Genomic DNA, 17,744 nt, shown 5'->3' on the forward strand with positions numbered 1-17,744 from the left:
GAAGCAATCCCGTGTCACCTGCGCCCTTCGCGGCGCAACATTCCGTCACTCGAAGCAACACGGTGCTCGAAAATTGGGCACATCCTTTCGGAAACCATTAATATTTATAGCCTGTGCGGCGTTCAGCTTTCGATCCGAATGCCCAAGTGGTGCCCCCACCCACGCTTCTCGCCAGCGCATCGCTCGCGCAACTCCGCCTTGGGTGGGACGGGTCAGTCGGAGTAGCCGAGCCGCTCGACCCACGGATGCAGCGTCGGCAGGATCGGCGCCAGGTGTCGACGGTAGTGCTCCCACCGCCCGACCGCCCGCCGGTACAGCGGTTCGGTCACCTGCGCATAGCTGGCGGTAGAAATCACCCCCCGTTTCCGGGCGGTGTCCCGATGCGCCAGCACGGAGGCGTCCCAAGGCAGCCCCAGCGCCTCGAACAGCGGCCGCAGCGCCTTTTCGGGCGCCTCGATCATCGCTTCGTAGACGATGGGGTGCACCGGACCCGGCAGCAGCGACGCGGCTTTGGACCAATAACCGAAAGCACTCGCATAAAAGGCGGCGGTGCCCTCCAGCGTCAGGAAATTGGCCATCGCATTGTTCAGGCGGAAATTGGTGATGAAGCAGCTCAGCACGACGTCGCATGGGTGGCGAAGCGCGAGAATCACCGGTGCGTCGGGGAAAAGGCGGCGAATGAGCGGCAGCCGCAGCAGGTGGAGCGGAGACTTGTCGACCAGCAGCGCGCCTTCGCGGTGCGGCGTCAGCCGATCGACCTCCGCATAATAGCGGTCGCGAAGCCGGTCTGCGGCCTCGTCGGTCAGCATCGCCAGGCCTGCGAGGCCACCGGCCGCTTCCTCGACCAACCGCAGCGGCGGTTGCTCTTCCAGGACCTGCACGTCGGGATGGCCCATCAGCATGGTGTCGAGCAGCGTCGTGCCCGATCGGGGGAACCCCAGGAGAAATGCCACGCGCCGCGTTTGCGCGCGGGCGAGCGGGGCCCAGGAGTCGATCCAGGAAGCGGTCAGCAAGGCGTCGTCCGCAGCCAGCGCCGCACGCGTCGCGGCTGCGCGCGCCAGCGGATCGGACGGATCGGCTGCCTGCAGCTCGTTCATCCGCCGGAAGCTCGCGAATGCCTCGTCGAACGCGCCCAGTCCTTCGTGAAACTGACCGGCGAGTTGCGCGCTGCGGATGGGCTCTACCGCCGCCGGAACCCGCGAGAGCGCCTCCAGCCCCTCGGCAAACCGCTTTTCGCGACGACAGAGCAGCGCCTCCAGAAAGGCTTCCGCGGCGGGTCCGCTGCGATTCGCACGCGCGGTGTCGAGGAGCGCCGGCAGTTCCTCCTCGCGATTGCGGTGTTCCAGCAGCAAGCCCTGCATGATCAGGGCCTCGGCATGATCCGGGTGCAGGCGAAGAATCTCTGCGATCGCAACTTGCGCGCCATCAGCATCCCAATCCTCGAAACGCTCGCTGGCGAGGGCCAGGTGCAGTTCCACATTCGCAGGGTCCCGCCGGACGGCCTCTTCCAGCGCGGCGATCGCATCGGCGGTGCGGCCCTGCTGCTTCGCGATAGCGGCCAATTCGGCCCAGGGCTTGGCGTCCCCCGGAAAGTCCTGCGCACATTGCGACAGCACCGCGCTGGCGTCTTCCACACGGCCGGCCTGGACCAGCGCGGCCGCGAAATTGAGACGGATCGGCGCCGCGGGCGAGAGCTCGGTCGCACGGGTGAGTGCCTGCACTGCGCCCGCCACGTCGCCCCGATCAGCGCGCGCATTGCCAAGATTGTTCCAGCTTTCCGCATCGTCGGGGAACGCGGCGACAACGGCCTCATAGCATGCTTCGGCCGCGGCATAGTCTCCGCGCCGCTGTGCAAGATACCCGCAGACGCGCCACAGGCGTCCGGAGCGGTCGGCGCGGGGATCGAGCGTCTCCACCAGCGCCTGCGCCTCCTCGAAGGCGTCCGCATCCGCCAGAGCGCGCAAAAGGTTGACCGCAACGCCGACATCCGTCGGCGTATCACGGTGCGCTGTGCGCAGGAACCGGATGCCCGCTTGCAGGTCGCCCATCTGGCAGCACAGGGCGCCGAGCAGCCCGGCCAGGACTGCGGGCGCTCCGGCCGCGTGATACAATCTTTCGGCCCGGTCGCGGGCGCCCTGAACATTGCCGTGCGCTGCAAGCGACAGGATGGAGCGTATTTCCGACGCCTGTTCGGCGGTCAGCGGGGCAGCATGCGACGTCATGGACAGATCCTAGGCCCGAACTCCGCGTCGGGCAAAAAAAGAGGGCGGCGCTCCAACGGCGCGCCGCCCCTTTCGAGAGTAAAATCGAAGATGCGTTAGAAGTTGATCGTCGCACCCGCGAAAATGTACCGGCCGAGCGAGTCGTAGACGGCCGGATAGGTGTTGCCGTTGCACGGGCCGGTCGGGCACGCCGAACCGCTGCCGTCGCCGGCGCCCGAGCTGACGAGCGGCGGCTCGCGATCCAGCAGGTTGTTCACGCCGAGACGCAGCGTGTAGCGCTTGGTCGGGGCGAAGGTGAGCGCCAGATCGAAATAGCTCTGGGCGCCCAGACGCGAACCGAAGTTGTAGTAGGTGCCGGCGAGCGTCTTGTCGTTGCTGGACAGATCGACCTTGACCGGATCGATGTAGCGCCACTGCAGCGAGGCACCGATGCCCGCCTGCGACGTGTAGCTCAGCCGCGCCTTGTGGCGCCACTTCGGGTTCGGTGCCGAAGGGGTGCCGCTCAGGTTGCTGCAGGTCACGCCGTAATAGCCGGCGCAATCGTACGATTCGGTCAGGCCGTTGTTGATCCGGAAGCTGTCCAGATAGGTGCCGATCATCGTGAAGCTGAAGTCGCCCACGCCCGTCACCTTGCGGTTGTAGCCGAAGTTGACGTCGATGCCCTTCGTCTGCACGCGACCCACGTTGCGCGAGATGTCCTGGACATAGCCGTCATTGGTCAGCCACAGCGAGCCGCTCACCGGGTTACGCTTGATCAGCGCACAGGCGGTCGGGTTCAGCGAATTGGTGCAGCTTGCGAGGATCGCATCGGCACCAAAGCCCTGGATGGCGTCCCGCACCTTGATGTCGAAATAGTCGACGCTCAGGTTGAGGCCCGGCACGAAGTCGGGCTGGAACACCACGCCGAACGACTTGGTGGTGGCGATTTCCGGAAGCAGCTGGTCGTTGCCGCCGATCAGGCCGTTATACTGACCCGCCGGGTTGCCGGCGACGCGCTGGCCGACGGACAGCCCCTGCGCCAGGCAGCCCTTGTCCGCTGCGGTGAGCACCTTGTTCGCGCACGGATCGGTCGAACCGTCGAGCGCGACATGCTGCACCGAGAACAGCTCCTGCAGGTTCGGCGCACGAACGGCACGGTTGTAGCTGCCGCGGAAACGGACCGAGCGGATCGGCGCGAATTCCAAGCCCAGCTTGTACGTGTCGGTATTGAACGTACGACCGTTGCTGATCTCGTAGTGCGAGTAGCGATAGCCGCCGACGAACGACAGATCGTACACGAAGCCCTTGTTGATCAGCGGAACCTGGGTTTCGCCGAAGAATTCGGTGACGTGATAATTGCCGGAGATCGGCAGCGTCGCCCCGCCCTGGCCGGTCAGATCGCCCGTCGAGAAGGCTTCGTCGACCTTCAGGTCGAGCGCCTCGCGGCGATATTCGACGCCGAGATTGACGACGGCGCCCTTCTCCGCCCACGGCGTCTGGATGCCGTAGTTGCCCAGATCGCCGGTGATGGACGCGCTTGCCACCTGCTCCGAAACGACGCCGTGCTGGAAGCCGGTGGCCGACAGATAATTGACGGCCGCCGGCGTCACCGTGGTGAGGCCGCCGAAGATGTCATAGGGGACGCAGTTCGGATCGGCACCGGTGGTGACCGAGCGGCAGGTCGGCTTGCCGTTGACGTTCACCACATCAAGGGCGTTGTTCAGCTTCCGGACCGAGAACTCGTTGGTATAGATCTGCGAGTAGGTCGTACGGCCATACTGGTAGTAGGCGTCGTAGTTCCAGGTCTCCCCAAGCGCACCCTTGGCGCCGATCACGCCACGATACTGGGTGTGCCCGAGATCGGCCGAACGCGGACCGCCCTCGACGTTCCGACGCAGCAACTGGAAGAAGGCCTTGTTATAGGGCTGGCCGGTCGTCGGGTCGATATAGGTGAGCGCGCCGGGCCCCGGGTTGGTGACCGACGTCAGCGGGTAGTTGCCGAGGAAACCGTTGACCAGATTCTCATTCGCGCAGACGATCGACTTCTGCTGCGCCGACATCAGCGGGTTGTCGCAGTTGATCGTCAGCGTGTTGCCGAAGTCGCCCGAGGGCGCGATCTGGGCGACCGAGCGATCGTCCATGAAGTTGAACTCGAGATAAGGATGCAGCGCATCGCTGACCTCATAGTTCACGAAGGCGCCGCCGGTGTAGCGCTCGTCCGGGCGCTGGAAATAGTTGGTCGGCGCGAAGTTGTAGCGGGTACGGCCCGGCTGCAGCGTACGGCCGCTGCCGATCTGGAAGAAGGTCGAGGTGCCGCCGTCGTACAGCACGATGTTGCCCGGCGCCGAGGTCGACGAACCGCCGCACTGCAGCGCGGTGGCGCTCGCATTCTGGATGGTGCAGGCGCTGTAGTCGCGGTTCGACTGCACGACGGCGTCGACCTTGCGATAGCCGAAATAGGCAACGGCATGGCCGCGATTGTCGTCGAACTTGGCGCCGACCGACAGCGTGGCATTGACCGTGCCGCCATCGGTGACGCTGCCGGTGGGATAGCCGAAGCCGGAGAAGCCGGCCTTGGTGCGCGCGTCGAGCAGCGGCGGCGTGATGTCGTTGCTGTTGTTGTGCTGGTATAGGCTGTACTGGCCGTCGAGGCGGATACCGGTGAAGTCAGTGTCCATCACGAAGTTGACGACGCCGGCCACCGCGTCCGCACCGTAGGTCGACGATGCGCCGCCGGTCAGCACTTCGACGCGTTTCACCAGCGCGTCGGGGATCGAGTTGAGGTCGGCGGCCGAGGTCGTCGGATCGCCCGGCATGAGGCGACGGCCGTTGATCAGCACCAGCGTGCGCTGCGGACCCAGGCCGCGAAGGTCGACCGTGGCGGCACCGCTCGCGCCGTTCGAGACCGTGCTCGACTGGCCGGCGAACACCTGCGGCAGCGAGTTCAGCATGTCCTCGACGCGGGTCGTGCCCTGCAGCTTGAGGTCTGCGCTGTTCACCACGGTGACGGGGCTGACCGACTCCAGGTTCGGCTGCGGAATGCGCGAACCCGTGACGACGATTTCCTGGGGTCCGCTGGCGGCAGTATCGGCGCTCGCCGGAACCGTATCTTGCGCCATCGCGGGCGCCGCGAACAGCGCGCCAGCAAGAACAACTGCGGAAAGGGCACAGCCTCCCCGCAGCATCATTTGCGTGTTTTTCATGCAACTACCTCTTTCCCCGGGCCGCGACGAATTGCAGCGTATCCCGGCATGTCTCCCTGGCCCTCCCGCTCGGAACAATCCGGTCGGAAGAGCTTGATGCAGAACGAAGCAGCTAATCTTGGAGGTTGTAAAGCGCAGCTAGGGCCGCAGCGGCCAGTTTCGCGAAACTGTCGCCCAAAAGTCACATCTTAGCATAGGAAATTACGAGACACTCGTTACGAATTGTTACAAAATTTCCGAAGGTGATGCAGCCTTGCATAGAAATCAGGCAGGCATCGCACCGGCAACCAACAGCGGATCGATCCGCGCACCTCGCCACATGATGCCCCAGTGCAGATGCGGGCCGGTCGCGCGACCGGTCGCGCCTACCGCGCCGAGCAGCTGCTCCTGGCGCACACCATCGCCCTCGCGCACGTCGATCCGCGAAAGGTGCAGGAACGCGCTCGATAGGCCCATGCCATGGTCGAGCATCAGCAGATTGCCCTCCAGGGTGAAGGGTGCCTCGGCAGCAAGAATCACCACGCCGTCGGAGGGCGCGCGAACCGGGGTGCCGGTCGGCAGCGCGATGTCGATGCCCGAATGATAGGCACCCGGCTCACCGGCATAGATTCGCTGCGAACCGAACAGGGTGGAGATACGGCCGGTGGCGGGCCAGGCGAAGCGCTGCCGCCACCCTTGCGCCGCCGTCTGCAGCGCCCGTGCCGCCTTGATGCGGGCAAGCTCGGCCGGCCGCCGCGCCTCAAACTCGGCGCTGGGCACCGGATATTTGGGCAGCTGGTCCAGCCGCGAGATGTTCCAGGCGCGCGGCGCGATCTGCAGGTCCTCGCGCACCGAGCGGCCGTCGCTGGTCTTTGCCTCCAGCAGTGCGGTCGCAGCCGCGTCGCGATCGAAGGCGATCAGGAAGCCGCGATCGGCGGCGAACGGGATCGGCTGGCCGTTGAACTGGAGATCGGTAGTGCCGGGGGGCACCTGCCCGCGGGCGATGCCGCCCTGCTCGAAGCTCCCGTCGAGCGCGAAAGCGTCCCCGCCCGCGCGGGCGGTCCGCGCCAACAGCGCTGTTGCTAGCATCGCCGCGGCGAAGCGCCGCCGGTCGATCATGCCTCGAGCAGCGCCTTGGTGGCAGCCTCGGGCGTGGCATAGGCTTCCTGCCGCGCCACGCTCCAGTAGCGGAGCGAGTCGACCGGGATGCGCTCGCCGGTAACCGCGCACAGCACGTGGTCGCCGGGCGAGAGGACGCGGAAGCCGTTGGCCATATAGTGCAGCTTGGCGACGCGGGCGGTGTTGGACATCAGCATGGGGGGCGCCATTCCTGCTCTTGAAGGTGGTGGGTGCGCCCTAGAGCAGCGTCGGCTGTTCGGGCTTGGGCGGAACATAGGCCTTGCCCGCACCGCGCTCAACCCGGGCATCCACCGATCCGTCGGCGAAATGCAGCGTCACGGCCTGCGCCGCGCGCGCATCCTCGGCCGAGGCGACCACCTTGCCGGTGCCGCGCCCCTCCACCCAGGCATAGCCCTTCTTGAGCGGCAGTTCGGGATCGAGCAGTTCGAGATGCCGGCCCATCGCCGCCAGCCGTTCCGAGGCGGTGGCGAAGCGGCGTTCGAGCGTGGCGAGCTTGAGCGCCTCGGCCGGGCGGGCGAAGCGCTGGCGGAGCGCCACCAGTTCGCGATCGGCGGCGCGATCTAGCGCAATGCCGCTCAGCCGCTGCCGCGCGGTCGCAAGCCGCTGTTCGAGCGTCGCCGGGCGCAGCGCGGCGCCGGCGCGATCGAGCTGGCCGCGCGCAACGCCCACGCGGCGTTCGAGCGCGAGGCCGAGCCGGGCACCGACATCGTCGAGCCGCTGGCGCTGCGGCCCGAGCAATGCATCGCGGCGCGGCAGCACGCGGACCAGCGCCGCCAGCCGCTCGCCGGCGCGCTCGTGATAGCGGCGGACACAGCGCTCGGTGCGGTGGGCCAGCGTCGCGATTCCGTGGCGAACCTCGGAGAGCACCGGCACCGCGATCTCGGCTGCCGCGGTGGGTGTGGGCGCGCGAAGGTCGGCTGCGAAATCGCACAGGGTCGTGTCGGTCTCGTGCCCCACCGCCGAGATGATCGGGATCGAACATTCCGCCACCGCGCGGACGACGACTTCCTCGTTGAATGACCAGAGATCCTCGATCGAGCCGCCGCCGCGCGCGACGATCAGAAGGTCGGGGCGCGGCACCGGCCCGCCCGGCTGGATCGCATCGAACCCGCGCACCGCCCGCGCGACTTCCTGCGCCGAGCCGTCGCCCTGCACCTTGACCGGCCAGACCAGCACATGGCTGGGGAAGCGATCCTCCAGCCGGTGGAGAATATCGCGGATCACCGCGCCGGTGGGCGAGGTCACCACGCCGATCACCTTGGGCATATAGGGCAGCGACTTTTTTCGCTGGGCTTCGAACAGCCCCTCGCCTGCCAGCTTCGCCTTGAGCTTTTCGAGCAGCGCCATCAGCGCGCCCTCGCCGGCGAGTTCCATCCGCTCAATGACGATCTGGTACTTCGAGCGACCCGGATAGATGGTGAGCTTGCCGGTGGCGATCACCTCCAGCCCGTCTTTCGGCTGGAACGGCAGCGCCGAGGCGGCACCCCGCCAGATCACCCCGTCGATCACCGCGTCCATGTCCTTGAGCGCGAGATAGGCATGGCCCGAGGCGGCGCGCTTCCAGCCCGAAATCTCGCCACGCAGGCGGACATGGCCGAACTCGCCCTCGACCATCCGCTTCAGCCGGCCGGAGAGTTCGCTGACGCTCATCGGCGCCGCGTTGTCCCCGGGCACCGCCTCGGCTACGAGCCGCGTCGATGAAGTCTCGAAAAGGGGGTCGGCCATGAACGTCCTGCTACTGGGGTCGGGGGGGCGCGAACATGCGCTCGCCTGGAAGCTCGCGCAATCGCCGCTGCTGACGCAGCTTTTCGCCGCACCGGGCAATCCGGGCATAGCGGCGCATGCCACGCTCGTCGACCTTGTGCCGACCGATCCGGCGGCGGTGCTTGCGTTTGCGCAGGCGAACGATGTCGGCCTGGTCGTTGTGGGTCCCGAAGCGCCGCTGGTCGCCGGCGTGGGCGACGTGCTGCGCGAGGCCGGCGTGCCCGTGTTCGGGCCCAACCGCCTGCCGGCGCAGCTGGAGGGATCGAAGGGCTTCACCAAGGACCTCTGCGCGCGGGCGAACATCCCCACGGCGGGCTATGTCCGCGTCCACGGGCTCGACGAGGCGCTGGCGGCGCTCGAGCCGTTCGGGCTGCCGGTGGTGGTGAAGGCCGATGGCCTCGCCGCCGGCAAGGGCGTCACCGTCGCGATGACCCGCGACGAGGCGATCGGCGCCCTCACCGCGATCTTCGCCGATGCGGGCGCAAGCGCGGTGATCGAGGAGTTTCTCGACGGCGAGGAAGCCAGCCTGTTCGTCATCACGGACGGTACCGATGCCGTACTCTTCGGATCGGCGCAGGACCATAAGCGCGTCGGCGAGGGCGATGTCGGCCCGAATACCGGCGGCATGGGCGCCTATAGCCCCGCGCCGGTGCTCACCCCCGCGCTGGAGCGCGAGGCGATGGAGCGCATCATCGCCCCGACCATCGCGATGCTGGCGGCCGAGGGGATTCCCTATTCGGGCGTGCTCTATGCCGGGCTGATGCTCACCAAGCATGGCCCCAAGCTGATCGAGTACAACGCCCGCTTCGGCGATCCCGAATGCCAGGTGCTGATGCTGCGGCTGGAGGACGACCTGCTCGACCTGCTGCTGGCGACGGCGCGCGGCGAACTCGCCGGCCGCCCCGCGCCTCGCTTCCGCGCGGACACCGCGCTGACCGTAGTGATGGCGGCCCGCGGCTATCCGGGCACACCGGAGACCGGCGGCACGATTCAAGGCATCGAGGCGGCGGAAGCCGGCGGCGTGCAGGTGTTCCATGCGGGCACCAGGCGACAGGGCGATTCGCTGGTGGCGAGCGGCGGCCGCGTGCTCAACGTGACGGCGATCGGGCCGGATATCGCAACGGCGCAGGCCGCGGCCTATCGGGGCGTGGACGCGATCGACTTTCCCACCGGCTTCTGCCGGCGCGACATCGGCTGGCGCGAACTCGCACGCACGCGCGGCTGACGAACCGAGGAGGCGGCTGCACCCGCAGCCGTCTCCGACGGCAAAACGATCAAGCCGCATCTGCGGCCTTGGTCATCCAACGATGTCGGAAGAAATTGGCGCGCCCGGAACGATTCGAACGTCCGACCCTCAGATTCGTAGTCTGATGCTCTATCCAGCTGAGCTACGGGCGCGCGGTGAGGTGCGGCGCCTAAACGAGGATCGGGGGTAGCGCAACCCCTTTTTGCATCCGCCCCTCAATTATCGCGATAGGGTAGCATGTCCTCGTCGAACGAGCGCGGCTCGCTGCAGTGCCAGGTCGCACCGTCCCAGCGGTCCTCGCGGTCGTCATACTGGATCAGCGTGCCCACCGGGCACCCCAGCGACGCCAGTTCGTCGCGGCAGAAGGCAAGGCCGCGATCGAGATCGGTCAAGTCCACGTCGAGGATCGCGCAGGCCGGGCGCCACTGGCCGGCATCGTCGAGCGTCTCGATGAGGGTGCCGCCGCCGCAGGTGCCGAGCCCGGCGATGCGCAGCTCGGCATCGAGGAACACGCCGTAGCGGCCCTCGCGTTCGTGCGGGTCCATGTCGCCGGGGAAGGCCACCGACACCGAATGCGTGTCGAGCGGCTCCGCCAGAAGGGCGTCGAGCCCGGGTAGGAACCGCTCGATCATCGCATCATCCTCGCAGGCTTGCGCCAAGCTTCGTCGCCGCCGCGACGACCTTGTCGGCCACCGCCTTCAGGTCCGCGTCGGTGAAGCTCTTTTCGCCCGGTTGCAGCGTGACTTCAATGGCCAGCGACTTCTGCCCCTCCGGCACACCCTGGCCGGTGAACAGATCGAACAGCCGCGCGTCAACGATGGTGCCCTTGTCGGCACCCTTCACGGCGCGGACGAGATCGCCCGCCGCAAGCGCGGTCGGCACCAGGAAGGCGAAGTCGCGCGTCACCGCCTGCAGCGCCGGGGGCGTGAAGGCCGGACGGGTGAAGCCGGCGGCCTTCTTGGCGGGCAGCGCGTCGAGATGGATTTCCACCGCCGCGACCGCGCCGTCGAGATCGAACGCCTTGAGCACGCTCGGATGCACCATGCCGAAGCTGGCGAGCACGGTCTTGGGGCCCAGCCGCAGCGTCGCCGACTGGCCGGGATGATAGGCGGCACCCGCCTCGCCCATCACCTGCAGGTTGGCGACCGGCGCGCCGGCAGCCTCGAGCAGTGCCAGCGCCTCGGCCTTGGCGTCGAACGCGGTGAAGGGCTGGGCCTTGCCGGTCTGCCAGCCGCGCGCGGCCTTATGACCCGCCAGCACCACGCCGAGCGTCAGCCGCTCCTTGTCCGCCAGATAGCGGCGACCGACCTCGAACAGCCGGACGCTGGTCGCGCCCCGCTTGAGGTTGCGTTCCGCCGCCGCCAGCAGGCCGGGCAGCAGCGAGGGGCGCATGACCTTCATGTCCTCGCTGATCGGGTTGGCGAGCGTCCAGGCGCCGCCGCCGAACACCTCGGCCTGCGCTTCGGGCAGGAAGCTCCAGGTGATCGCCTCGTTGAGCCCACGCGCGGCAGCGGTGCGGCGCATCCGGCGCTCGAGCTTCTGCTCGGGCGTGGCGGTGGGCGTCGCGACGCCCGGCGTGCGCGGCAGCGGGACCGACGGCACATTGTCGATGCCGGCGATGCGAATCACTTCCTCGACGATGTCGGCGGGGCCGTCGATGTCGCGGCGCCAGCTCGGCGCGGTGACGCGGAGGGCGTCGAAGCCCTCTCCCAGCGCCACCGGGTCGCCATTGCCGTCGAGCGGCTGGACGACGAAGCCGAGGCTCTCCAGGATCTCCACCTGCTGCTCGGCGGGGACCGCAAGGCCGCCCAGCGTTTCCGCCAGCTTCGGATCATAGCCGACGACCGCGCCCACCTTGGGCGGCGTGCCGCTGCGGGTGACCTCGCTCGGGGTACCGCCGCACAGCGCCAGCACCAGTCGCGTCGCGATCGCCAGCCCGTCGTCGAGGAAATCGGGATCGACGCCGCGCTCGAAGCGGGTACGCGCATCGCTGGTCAGCAGCAGCTTCTGGCCGGTGCGGGCGATGTGCTCGGGATCGAAATAGGCGCATTCGATCAGCACGTCGGTGGTGTCGTCCGAACAGCCCGAATGCTCGCCGCCCATGATGCCGCCGATGTCGTGCACCGCGGTGTCGTCGGCGATCACGGTCATCGTGTCGGTCAGCGTGTAGGTCTTGCCGTTCAGCGCCAGCACGGTCTCGCCGTCCTTGGCCTTGCGCGCGACCAGCCCGCCCGAAAGCTTCGCCATGTCATAGACGTGGAGCGGCCTGCCGAGCCCGAACATCACGAAGTTGGTGATGTCGACCAGCGCGGAAATCGGCTTCTGCCCCACCGCCTTGAGGCGCTGCTGAAGCCAGTCCGGCGAGGGACCGTTCTTCACGCCGCGCACGCTCTGGCCATAGAAAGCCGGGCAGCCCGCGGCATCGTTGGTCCGCACGTCGGGGCCTGCGCCCTGCGGGTTGATTGCAGGAAGGCCGGCAACCACCGCCTCGAGCGGCTTGAGCGTGCCGAGACCCGCCGCCGCCAGATCGCGGGCGATGCCGCGCACGCCCATGCAATCCTGGCGGTTAGGCGTGATCGACACGTCGATGACGGGATCGTCGAGGCCGGCATAGTCCGCATAGGCGGTGCCGACGGGCGCATCGGCGGGCAGCTCGATGATGCCGTCATGGTCCTCGCCGAGTTCCAGCTCCATGGTCGAGCACATCATGCCGTTCGATTCGACGCCGCGGATCGCCGAGACCTTCAGCTGCATGCCGTTGGCCGGCACCACCGCGCCGGGCAGACCGAGCACGCCAACCAGCCCCGCACGTGCATTGGGCGCGCCGCAGACCACCTGCAGCACGCCGTCGCCGGTCTCGACGCTCAGCACCTGCAGCTTGTCGGCCTGGGGGTGGCGCTCGGCGCTCAGCACACGCGCGACGCGGAAGCCGTTCAGCCGCTCGGCGGGGTTCTCGACGCCTTCGACTTCGAGGCCGACGCGAGTCAGCGCCTCGAGGATCTCGGTCAGCGAGGCCTCGGTCTCCAGATGCTCCTTGAGCCAAGAGAGGGTGAACTTCATGCGCCGACTCCCCCGCTCAGCGTTGGCACGTCGAGGGCCGAAAAGCCGTAATGCTTGAGCCAGCGCAGATCGCCGTCGAAGAAGGGGCGCAAGTCGTCCATCCCATATTTGAGCATCGCCAGCCGGTCGACGCCGGTGCCGAAGGCGAAGCCCTGCCATTCCTCCGGATCGAGCCCGCAGGCCTCGATCACCCGCCGGTGCACCATGCCGCTGCCCAGCACTTCCATCCAGCCGCCGCCGGGCGCGTCGCCGCTGCCGCCGATCACGCGCTTGCCGTCCTTCCAGGTGAAGCCGACATCGACTTCGGCCGAAGGCTCGGTGAAGGGGAAATAGCTGGGGCGCAGGCGCAGCACGATGTCGTCGCGCTCGAAAAAGGCCTTGAGGAAGGTCTCCAGCGTCCACTTCAGATGACCGAGCGTGATGCCCTTGTCGATCACCAGACCTTCGATCTGGTGGAACATCGGCGTGTGCGTCGCATCCGAGTCCGAACGATAGACGCGGCCCGGCGCGATGATGCGGATGGGGGGCTTCTGGCTCGTCATCGTACGGATCTGCACGGGGCTGGTGTGCGTGCGCAGCACCATCGGCCGTTCGTGCTCGCCGGCGATGTAGAAGGTATCGTGCATCGCGCGCGCCGGATGCGTCTCCGGAATGTTGAGCGCGGTGAAATTGTGCCAGTCGTCCTCGACCTCCGGGCCGGTGGCGACCGCGAAGCCCAGATCGGCGAAGATCTCGGCCAGCTCGTCCATCACCTGGCTGACCGGGTGGACCGAGCCGGGGGCAACGCCGTCGACCGGCAGCGTCATGTCCACCGTCTCGCTGGCGAGGCGCGCATCGAGCGCGGCCTGTTCCATCGCGGCCTTGCGGGTGGCCAGCGCCTCGGTGACGGCTTCGCGCAACGAATGGATGCGCGGGCCCTGCTCCTGGCGCTCTTCGGGCGTGAGCTTGCCCAGCGTCTTGAGCAGGCCGGTGATCGCGCCCTGCTTGCCGAGCGCCTGGACGCGCACCGCCTCCAGCGCATCGAGCGCGGTGGCGGCATCGATCGCGGCAAGCAGCTCGCCGCGCAGGGTATCGAGATCGGTGGTCATCGTTTTCCGTTCACTGTGCGAGATGGCTGGAACCCTAGTCCGATGGCGAGGTCAAGCCATTGCGGATTGCTGCGTTCGATCAGGGCCAGCTTCCAGTCGCGGTTCCACTTCTTGATCCGCTTTTCCCGGAGGATCGCGGCGCTCATGTCTTCATGCGCTTCGAACCAGACGAGGCGGGCGATGTCGTGCTCGGCGGTGAAGCCCTGCGTGACCTTCTCGCGATGCTGGTAGAGGCGGCCCAGCAGGTTGGAGGTCACGCCGGTGTAGAGGGTCCCATGCCGTCGGCTTGCCAGGATGTATACACACGGTTGCTTGTCCACGCCCTCTCCCCCACCCCCTCGTCATCCCCGCGAAGGCGGGGATCCATTGCCCGTGCCGATTCAGCAGGAGCCGCGCCCGCTGAGTCAATGGATTCCCGCCTTCGCGGGAATGACGACTGGGGTGGATTAGGAGCGCTACACCCGGCTGCCGAGCAGTGCGGCGCCGAAGGCGACGAACACGCCGCCCGTCACCCGGTTGAACATCCGCTGCCGCGCCGCCGGGGCCAGCCAGGCCGCGAGCGAGCGGCCGCCCAGCGCATAGACCGAGAACCAGAAGGCCTCGATCACCGCGAAGGTGGCGATCAGGATCGCCAACTGCGGCAGGAACGGACGGTTCACGTCGAGAAACTGGGGGAACAGCGCGGCGGCGAAGACGATCAGCTTGGGATTGGAAAGCCCCGTGCCGAGCCCGGTCAGGTATCGCGCGCGCACCGACTGGCGCACCGGCACCGGTGCATCGGCATGCGCCTCCTCCACCGGGGCGCGCCACGCCTTGATGCCCAGCCACAGGAGATAGGCGACACCCGCATAGCGCAGCACGTCGTACAGCCCCGGCGACGCCTTGAGCAGCGCGCCCAGCCCTGCCGCCGAGGCGACCAGGCAGAACAGGTTCGCGCTCATCAGCCCTGCGGTGGTCGGCAGCACGCGGGCGGCGCCTTCGCGGATGCTCTGCACCATCACGTGGAGCATGTTCGGCCCCGGCGTCATCGACACGAAAAACACGGCGGTGACGTAGAGCCACCAGGTCTTCATCGCCACGGGATCGTCTCCCCCGGTTGGAATGAAAAAGGGCGCCGAAGCCGCAGCCTCGACGCCCCTTGTTCAGCTTGCGCGCAGGTCCGCTCAGGCGGCCTGGGGCAGTGCCGCCTTCGCCTGCGCGATGATGGCGGTAAACGCCTCACCTTCGTGCATCGCGATGTCGGCCAGGACCTTCCGGTCGAGTTCGATACCGGCCAGCTTGAGGCCGTGCATGAACTGCGAATAGGTCAGGCCTTCGGCGCGGACGCCGGCGTTGATGCGCTGGATCCACAGGGCGCGGAAGCTGCGCTTCTTTACCTTGCGGTCGCGATAGGCGTACTGGCCGGCCTTTTCGACGGCCTGGCGCGCGATGCGGATGGTGTTCTTGCGACGGCCATAATAGCCCTTCGCCTGATCCAAAATCCGCTTATGCTTCGCCTTGGTGGTCGTACCACGCTTCACTCGTGCCATTTTTCAGGACTCCCTTACTTCAGGCCGTACGGCGCCCACGCCTTGACGTGTGCCACGTCGGCGTCGGCCAGCACGCTGGTGCCGCGGTTGGTACGGATATACTTCGAATTGTGCGAAATCAGGCGGTGGCGCTTGCCGGCGACGCCGTGCTTCACCTTGCCCGTGGCGGTGAACTTGAAGCGCTTCTTCACACCGCTCTTGGTCTTGAGCTTGGGCATTTTCGTCTCCTTATGGTTCGACGATTGCAGACAGCCGCGGCAGCCCTATTAGCCGGACGGTCCCTCGATCGCGGAAAGGCGGCCCCTTAACCGATGGTTCGGCGTTATGCAACCACCGGGGAACCGCGCGGGCACGAAGGATTTTGAGGATCATGGCCGATCTGGACAGCCCCGTTCTCGCCGCCGAGCAGGCGGCCCCGCCGCCCCCGCCGGCGCGGGCGATGGGCACGCCGCTTGCCGCGACGATCGCGGTCCTCACCAGCCTGGTGGGGCTGGTGGTGCTCGCCTGGGCCGTGCTGTTCGTCACCAAGGGCCGGTTCCTCAAGGGAACGTTCGAGTCGATCGCCGGTTCGAGTGCGCATCGGAAGGTGCGGGTGGCGGGCGACTTCCAGCTCTATTTCGCGCCGTTCAACCTGAAGTTCGTGGCCGAGGGCCTCAGCGTCGAGAACCCGGACTGGGCGGGCACCAGCCCCTTCTTCACCGCGAAGCGAATCGACGCGCGAATCGCCACCTTCTCGCTGCTCGCGGACCAGAAGCGCTTCCAGTGGCTCGGCCTCACCGACGGGCGAATCGACCTGCAATGGGATCGCGACGGCAAGCAGAACACGTGGACCTTTGGCAGCGGCGGCGGAAAGCCGCTGACCATGCCGCTGATCCAGCGCGCGCGAATCGCCGGCACCCAGATCCGCTATCTCGATCCGCGCCACCAGCTCGACGCGGCGATCCGGGTCGACACGGTGGCGGCCGAGGACAATCGCTTCGCCGACACGATCCGCTTCGACGGCAACGGCACCGCGCGCGGCGCCCGCTTTACGCTGGCCGGCGCATTGCTCTCCTCCAACGCGACACTGGCGGGCGGCGAGAACCGGCTGAAGCTGCATGCCGAGGGCGTGCGCAGCGCGGTCGATATCGCTGGCACGCTGCCCGGCGCGACGGTGCTGGAAGGCGCCAAGCTCCACATGGACCTGCGCGGGCAGAACCTCGCCGACGTGTTCCTGCTCGCCGGGATCGCGGTGCCGGATACCCGCACCTATCGGCTGACCTCGGTCGTCACCAAGGCGGGCGACGAGTGGCGCTTCACCGGCATGAAAGGCCGGTTTGGCGACAGCGACCTCGCGGGCAAGTTCACGGTGAAGCTCGGCGAGCCGCGCATGCTGGTGACCGCCGACCTGTTCACCCATGTGCTCGACATCGTCGATGCCGGGCCGTTCATCGGCTACAATCCCAATGCGCTAGCCGCCCAGGGCGCGACGGCGGCGGTGACGCAGGTCTCAGGCACGCCGCGCCTGCTTCCGGACGCGCCGCTGCGGATCGAGGCGCTCAAGAATTTCGATGCCAAGGTACAGTGGCAGGTGCGCACCGTCCGCGCGCCGAACCTGCCCGTGTCGAACATCGAGCTGGGCCTCGACCTCAACGACCGGCTGCTCAAGCTGAGCCCGCTCAACTTCAGCCTCGCACGCGGCACGGTCACCTCCGACATCAGCATCGACGCGCGCAAGGCGCCGGTGTTCACCACCTACGACATCCGCCTGTCGCCGACGCCGATGGGCGTGCTGCTCGCCGGCTTCGGCGCCGAGCAGTCCGGCACCACCGGCATGCTCAAGGCGCGCATCCAGATGAGCGGCAGCGGCAACAGCGTGCGCGATTCGCTCAGCACCGCGAACGGCCGCATCGCGGTGATCCTGCCCAAGGGCGATTTCTGGACGCGCAACACCGAGCTGGCCGAGTTCGACATCGGCACCTTCGTCCAGAAGATGTTCGAGAAGAAGCTGAAGGAGCCGGTGCAGATCAATTGCGGGCTGATCGGCTTCACCGTGCGCGACGGCATCGCCGCGGCGGACCCGATCCTGATCGACACGCAGAAGAACGTGATGCTCGGCCGCGGCGGGTTCAGCTTCAAGAACGAGACGATCGACCTCGCCTTCCGCGCCGATTCCAAGCGCTTCAGCCTATTCTCGGGCCAGTCGCCGGTGGGGATCGGCGGCTATTTCGCCAAGCCGGGGATCAGCGTGATCAGCCCCGAGCTGGTCGGCCGTGCCGGAGTCGGGTTGGGACTGGGCGTCGCCGCCTCGCCGCTGGCCGCGGTGCTCGCGTTCGTCGACTTCGGGGACGCCAAGGCGGCGGATTGCGGGCCGGTGCTCTCGGGCGCCACCGCCGCCAGCCAGCGCGACGCGAAGGGCCGTCCGCGCGACGATGTCGGCCACGGCACCACCGCCAAGTCCGAAAGCGGCAAGACGAACGCTGGCGAGGAGAAGCGGCAGCGCAAGAAGTTCCTCGGCATCTTCTGATCCGCTTGCGCGGGGGTGCGGGGCTGGC

General features: G+C 67.6%; 14 protein-coding genes and 1 tRNA gene. 2 read left to right on the top strand and 13 right to left on the bottom strand.

Annotated elements, in window-relative coordinates:
* Positions 1 to 212 precede the first annotated feature (212 nt).
* The 5 genes from QZ670_RS01310 to xseA form a co-directional block, all read right to left on the bottom strand.
* Complete coding sequence (locus tag QZ670_RS01310; protein ID WP_294250922.1) at positions 213 to 2,222, bottom strand: tetratricopeptide repeat-containing sulfotransferase family protein; 2,010 nt, start codon at positions 2,220 to 2,222, stop codon at positions 213 to 215.
* Between the two features lie 95 nt (positions 2,223 to 2,317).
* Positions 2,318 to 5,404 carry a TonB-dependent receptor gene (locus tag QZ670_RS01315; RefSeq protein ID WP_294250925.1) on the bottom strand — a complete coding sequence of 1,029 codons (3,087 nt, stop codon included), beginning with the start codon at positions 5,402 to 5,404 and terminating at the stop codon, positions 2,318 to 2,320.
* Between the two features lie 264 nt (positions 5,405 to 5,668).
* Complete coding sequence (locus tag QZ670_RS01320; protein WP_294250928.1) at positions 5,669 to 6,502, bottom strand: M23 family metallopeptidase; 834 nt, start codon at positions 6,500 to 6,502, stop codon at positions 5,669 to 5,671.
* On the bottom strand, positions 6,499 to 6,699 hold the full coding sequence (locus QZ670_RS01325; protein ID WP_066721469.1) for a DUF2093 domain-containing protein: 201 nt from the start codon (positions 6,697 to 6,699) through the stop codon (positions 6,499 to 6,501). Before QZ670_RS01325 ends, QZ670_RS01320 begins: the two co-directional genes overlap by 4 nt.
* 40 nt (positions 6,700 to 6,739) lie before the next feature.
* Entirely contained in the window at positions 6,740 to 8,248 is a 1,509-nt protein-coding gene (gene xseA, locus QZ670_RS01330; RefSeq protein ID WP_294250936.1) for an exodeoxyribonuclease VII large subunit, read from the bottom strand.
* Here xseA and purD point away from each other — a divergent pair.
* Positions 8,247 to 9,512 (top strand): phosphoribosylamine--glycine ligase, encoded by a 1,266-nt coding sequence (purD, locus tag QZ670_RS01335; RefSeq protein ID WP_294250938.1) that lies wholly within the window; start codon positions 8,247 to 8,249, stop codon positions 9,510 to 9,512. The two genes, xseA and purD, sit on opposite strands and share 2 nt — an antisense overlap.
* 96 nt (positions 9,513 to 9,608) lie before the next feature.
* Here purD and QZ670_RS01340 read toward each other — a convergent pair.
* The 8 genes from QZ670_RS01340 to rpmI form a co-directional block, all read right to left on the bottom strand.
* Positions 9,609 to 9,685: transfer RNA gene (locus QZ670_RS01340), tRNA-Arg, on the bottom strand.
* A 63-nt stretch (positions 9,686 to 9,748) separates the two neighbouring features.
* Complete coding sequence (locus tag QZ670_RS01345; protein ID WP_294250941.1) at positions 9,749 to 10,165, bottom strand: hypothetical protein; 417 nt, start codon at positions 10,163 to 10,165, stop codon at positions 9,749 to 9,751.
* A gap of 4 nt (positions 10,166 to 10,169) precedes the next feature.
* Complete coding sequence (gene pheT / locus QZ670_RS01350; RefSeq protein ID WP_294250945.1) at positions 10,170 to 12,593, bottom strand: phenylalanine--tRNA ligase subunit beta; 2,424 nt, start codon at positions 12,591 to 12,593, stop codon at positions 10,170 to 10,172.
* Positions 12,590 to 13,681, bottom strand: a complete 1,092-nt coding sequence (pheS, locus tag QZ670_RS01355) for a phenylalanine--tRNA ligase subunit alpha (RefSeq protein WP_294250947.1) — start codon at positions 13,679 to 13,681, stop codon at positions 12,590 to 12,592. The genes pheT and pheS overlap by 4 nt, the downstream gene beginning before the upstream one ends.
* Entirely contained in the window at positions 13,678 to 14,001 is a 324-nt protein-coding gene (locus QZ670_RS01360; protein ID WP_294250949.1) for a GIY-YIG nuclease family protein, read from the bottom strand. Before QZ670_RS01360 ends, pheS begins: the two co-directional genes overlap by 4 nt.
* Positions 14,002 to 14,136: 135 nt before the next feature.
* The gene (locus QZ670_RS01365) at positions 14,137 to 14,760 is read right to left on the bottom strand and encodes a LysE family translocator (RefSeq protein WP_294250951.1); all 624 of its coding nucleotides are present in this window, start codon (positions 14,758 to 14,760) and stop codon (positions 14,137 to 14,139) included.
* Between the two features lie 84 nt (positions 14,761 to 14,844).
* Complete coding sequence (gene rplT / locus QZ670_RS01370; RefSeq protein WP_010543146.1) at positions 14,845 to 15,210, bottom strand: 50S ribosomal protein L20; 366 nt, start codon at positions 15,208 to 15,210, stop codon at positions 14,845 to 14,847.
* 14 nt (positions 15,211 to 15,224) lie between these two features.
* On the bottom strand, positions 15,225 to 15,428 hold the full coding sequence (gene rpmI / locus QZ670_RS01375) for a 50S ribosomal protein L35 (RefSeq protein ID WP_010543145.1): 204 nt from the start codon (positions 15,426 to 15,428) through the stop codon (positions 15,225 to 15,227).
* Positions 15,429 to 15,580: 152 nt separating this feature from the next.
* Between rpmI and QZ670_RS01380 the strand changes: the two genes are divergently transcribed.
* Positions 15,581 to 17,716 (top strand): AsmA family protein, encoded by a 2,136-nt coding sequence (locus QZ670_RS01380; RefSeq protein ID WP_294250956.1) that lies wholly within the window; start codon positions 15,581 to 15,583, stop codon positions 17,714 to 17,716.
* Positions 17,717 to 17,744: the final 28 nt, after the last annotated feature.

Source organism: uncultured Sphingomonas sp., assembly GCF_913774285.1.
Lineage (GTDB): Bacteria > Pseudomonadota > Alphaproteobacteria > Sphingomonadales > Sphingomonadaceae > Sphingomonas.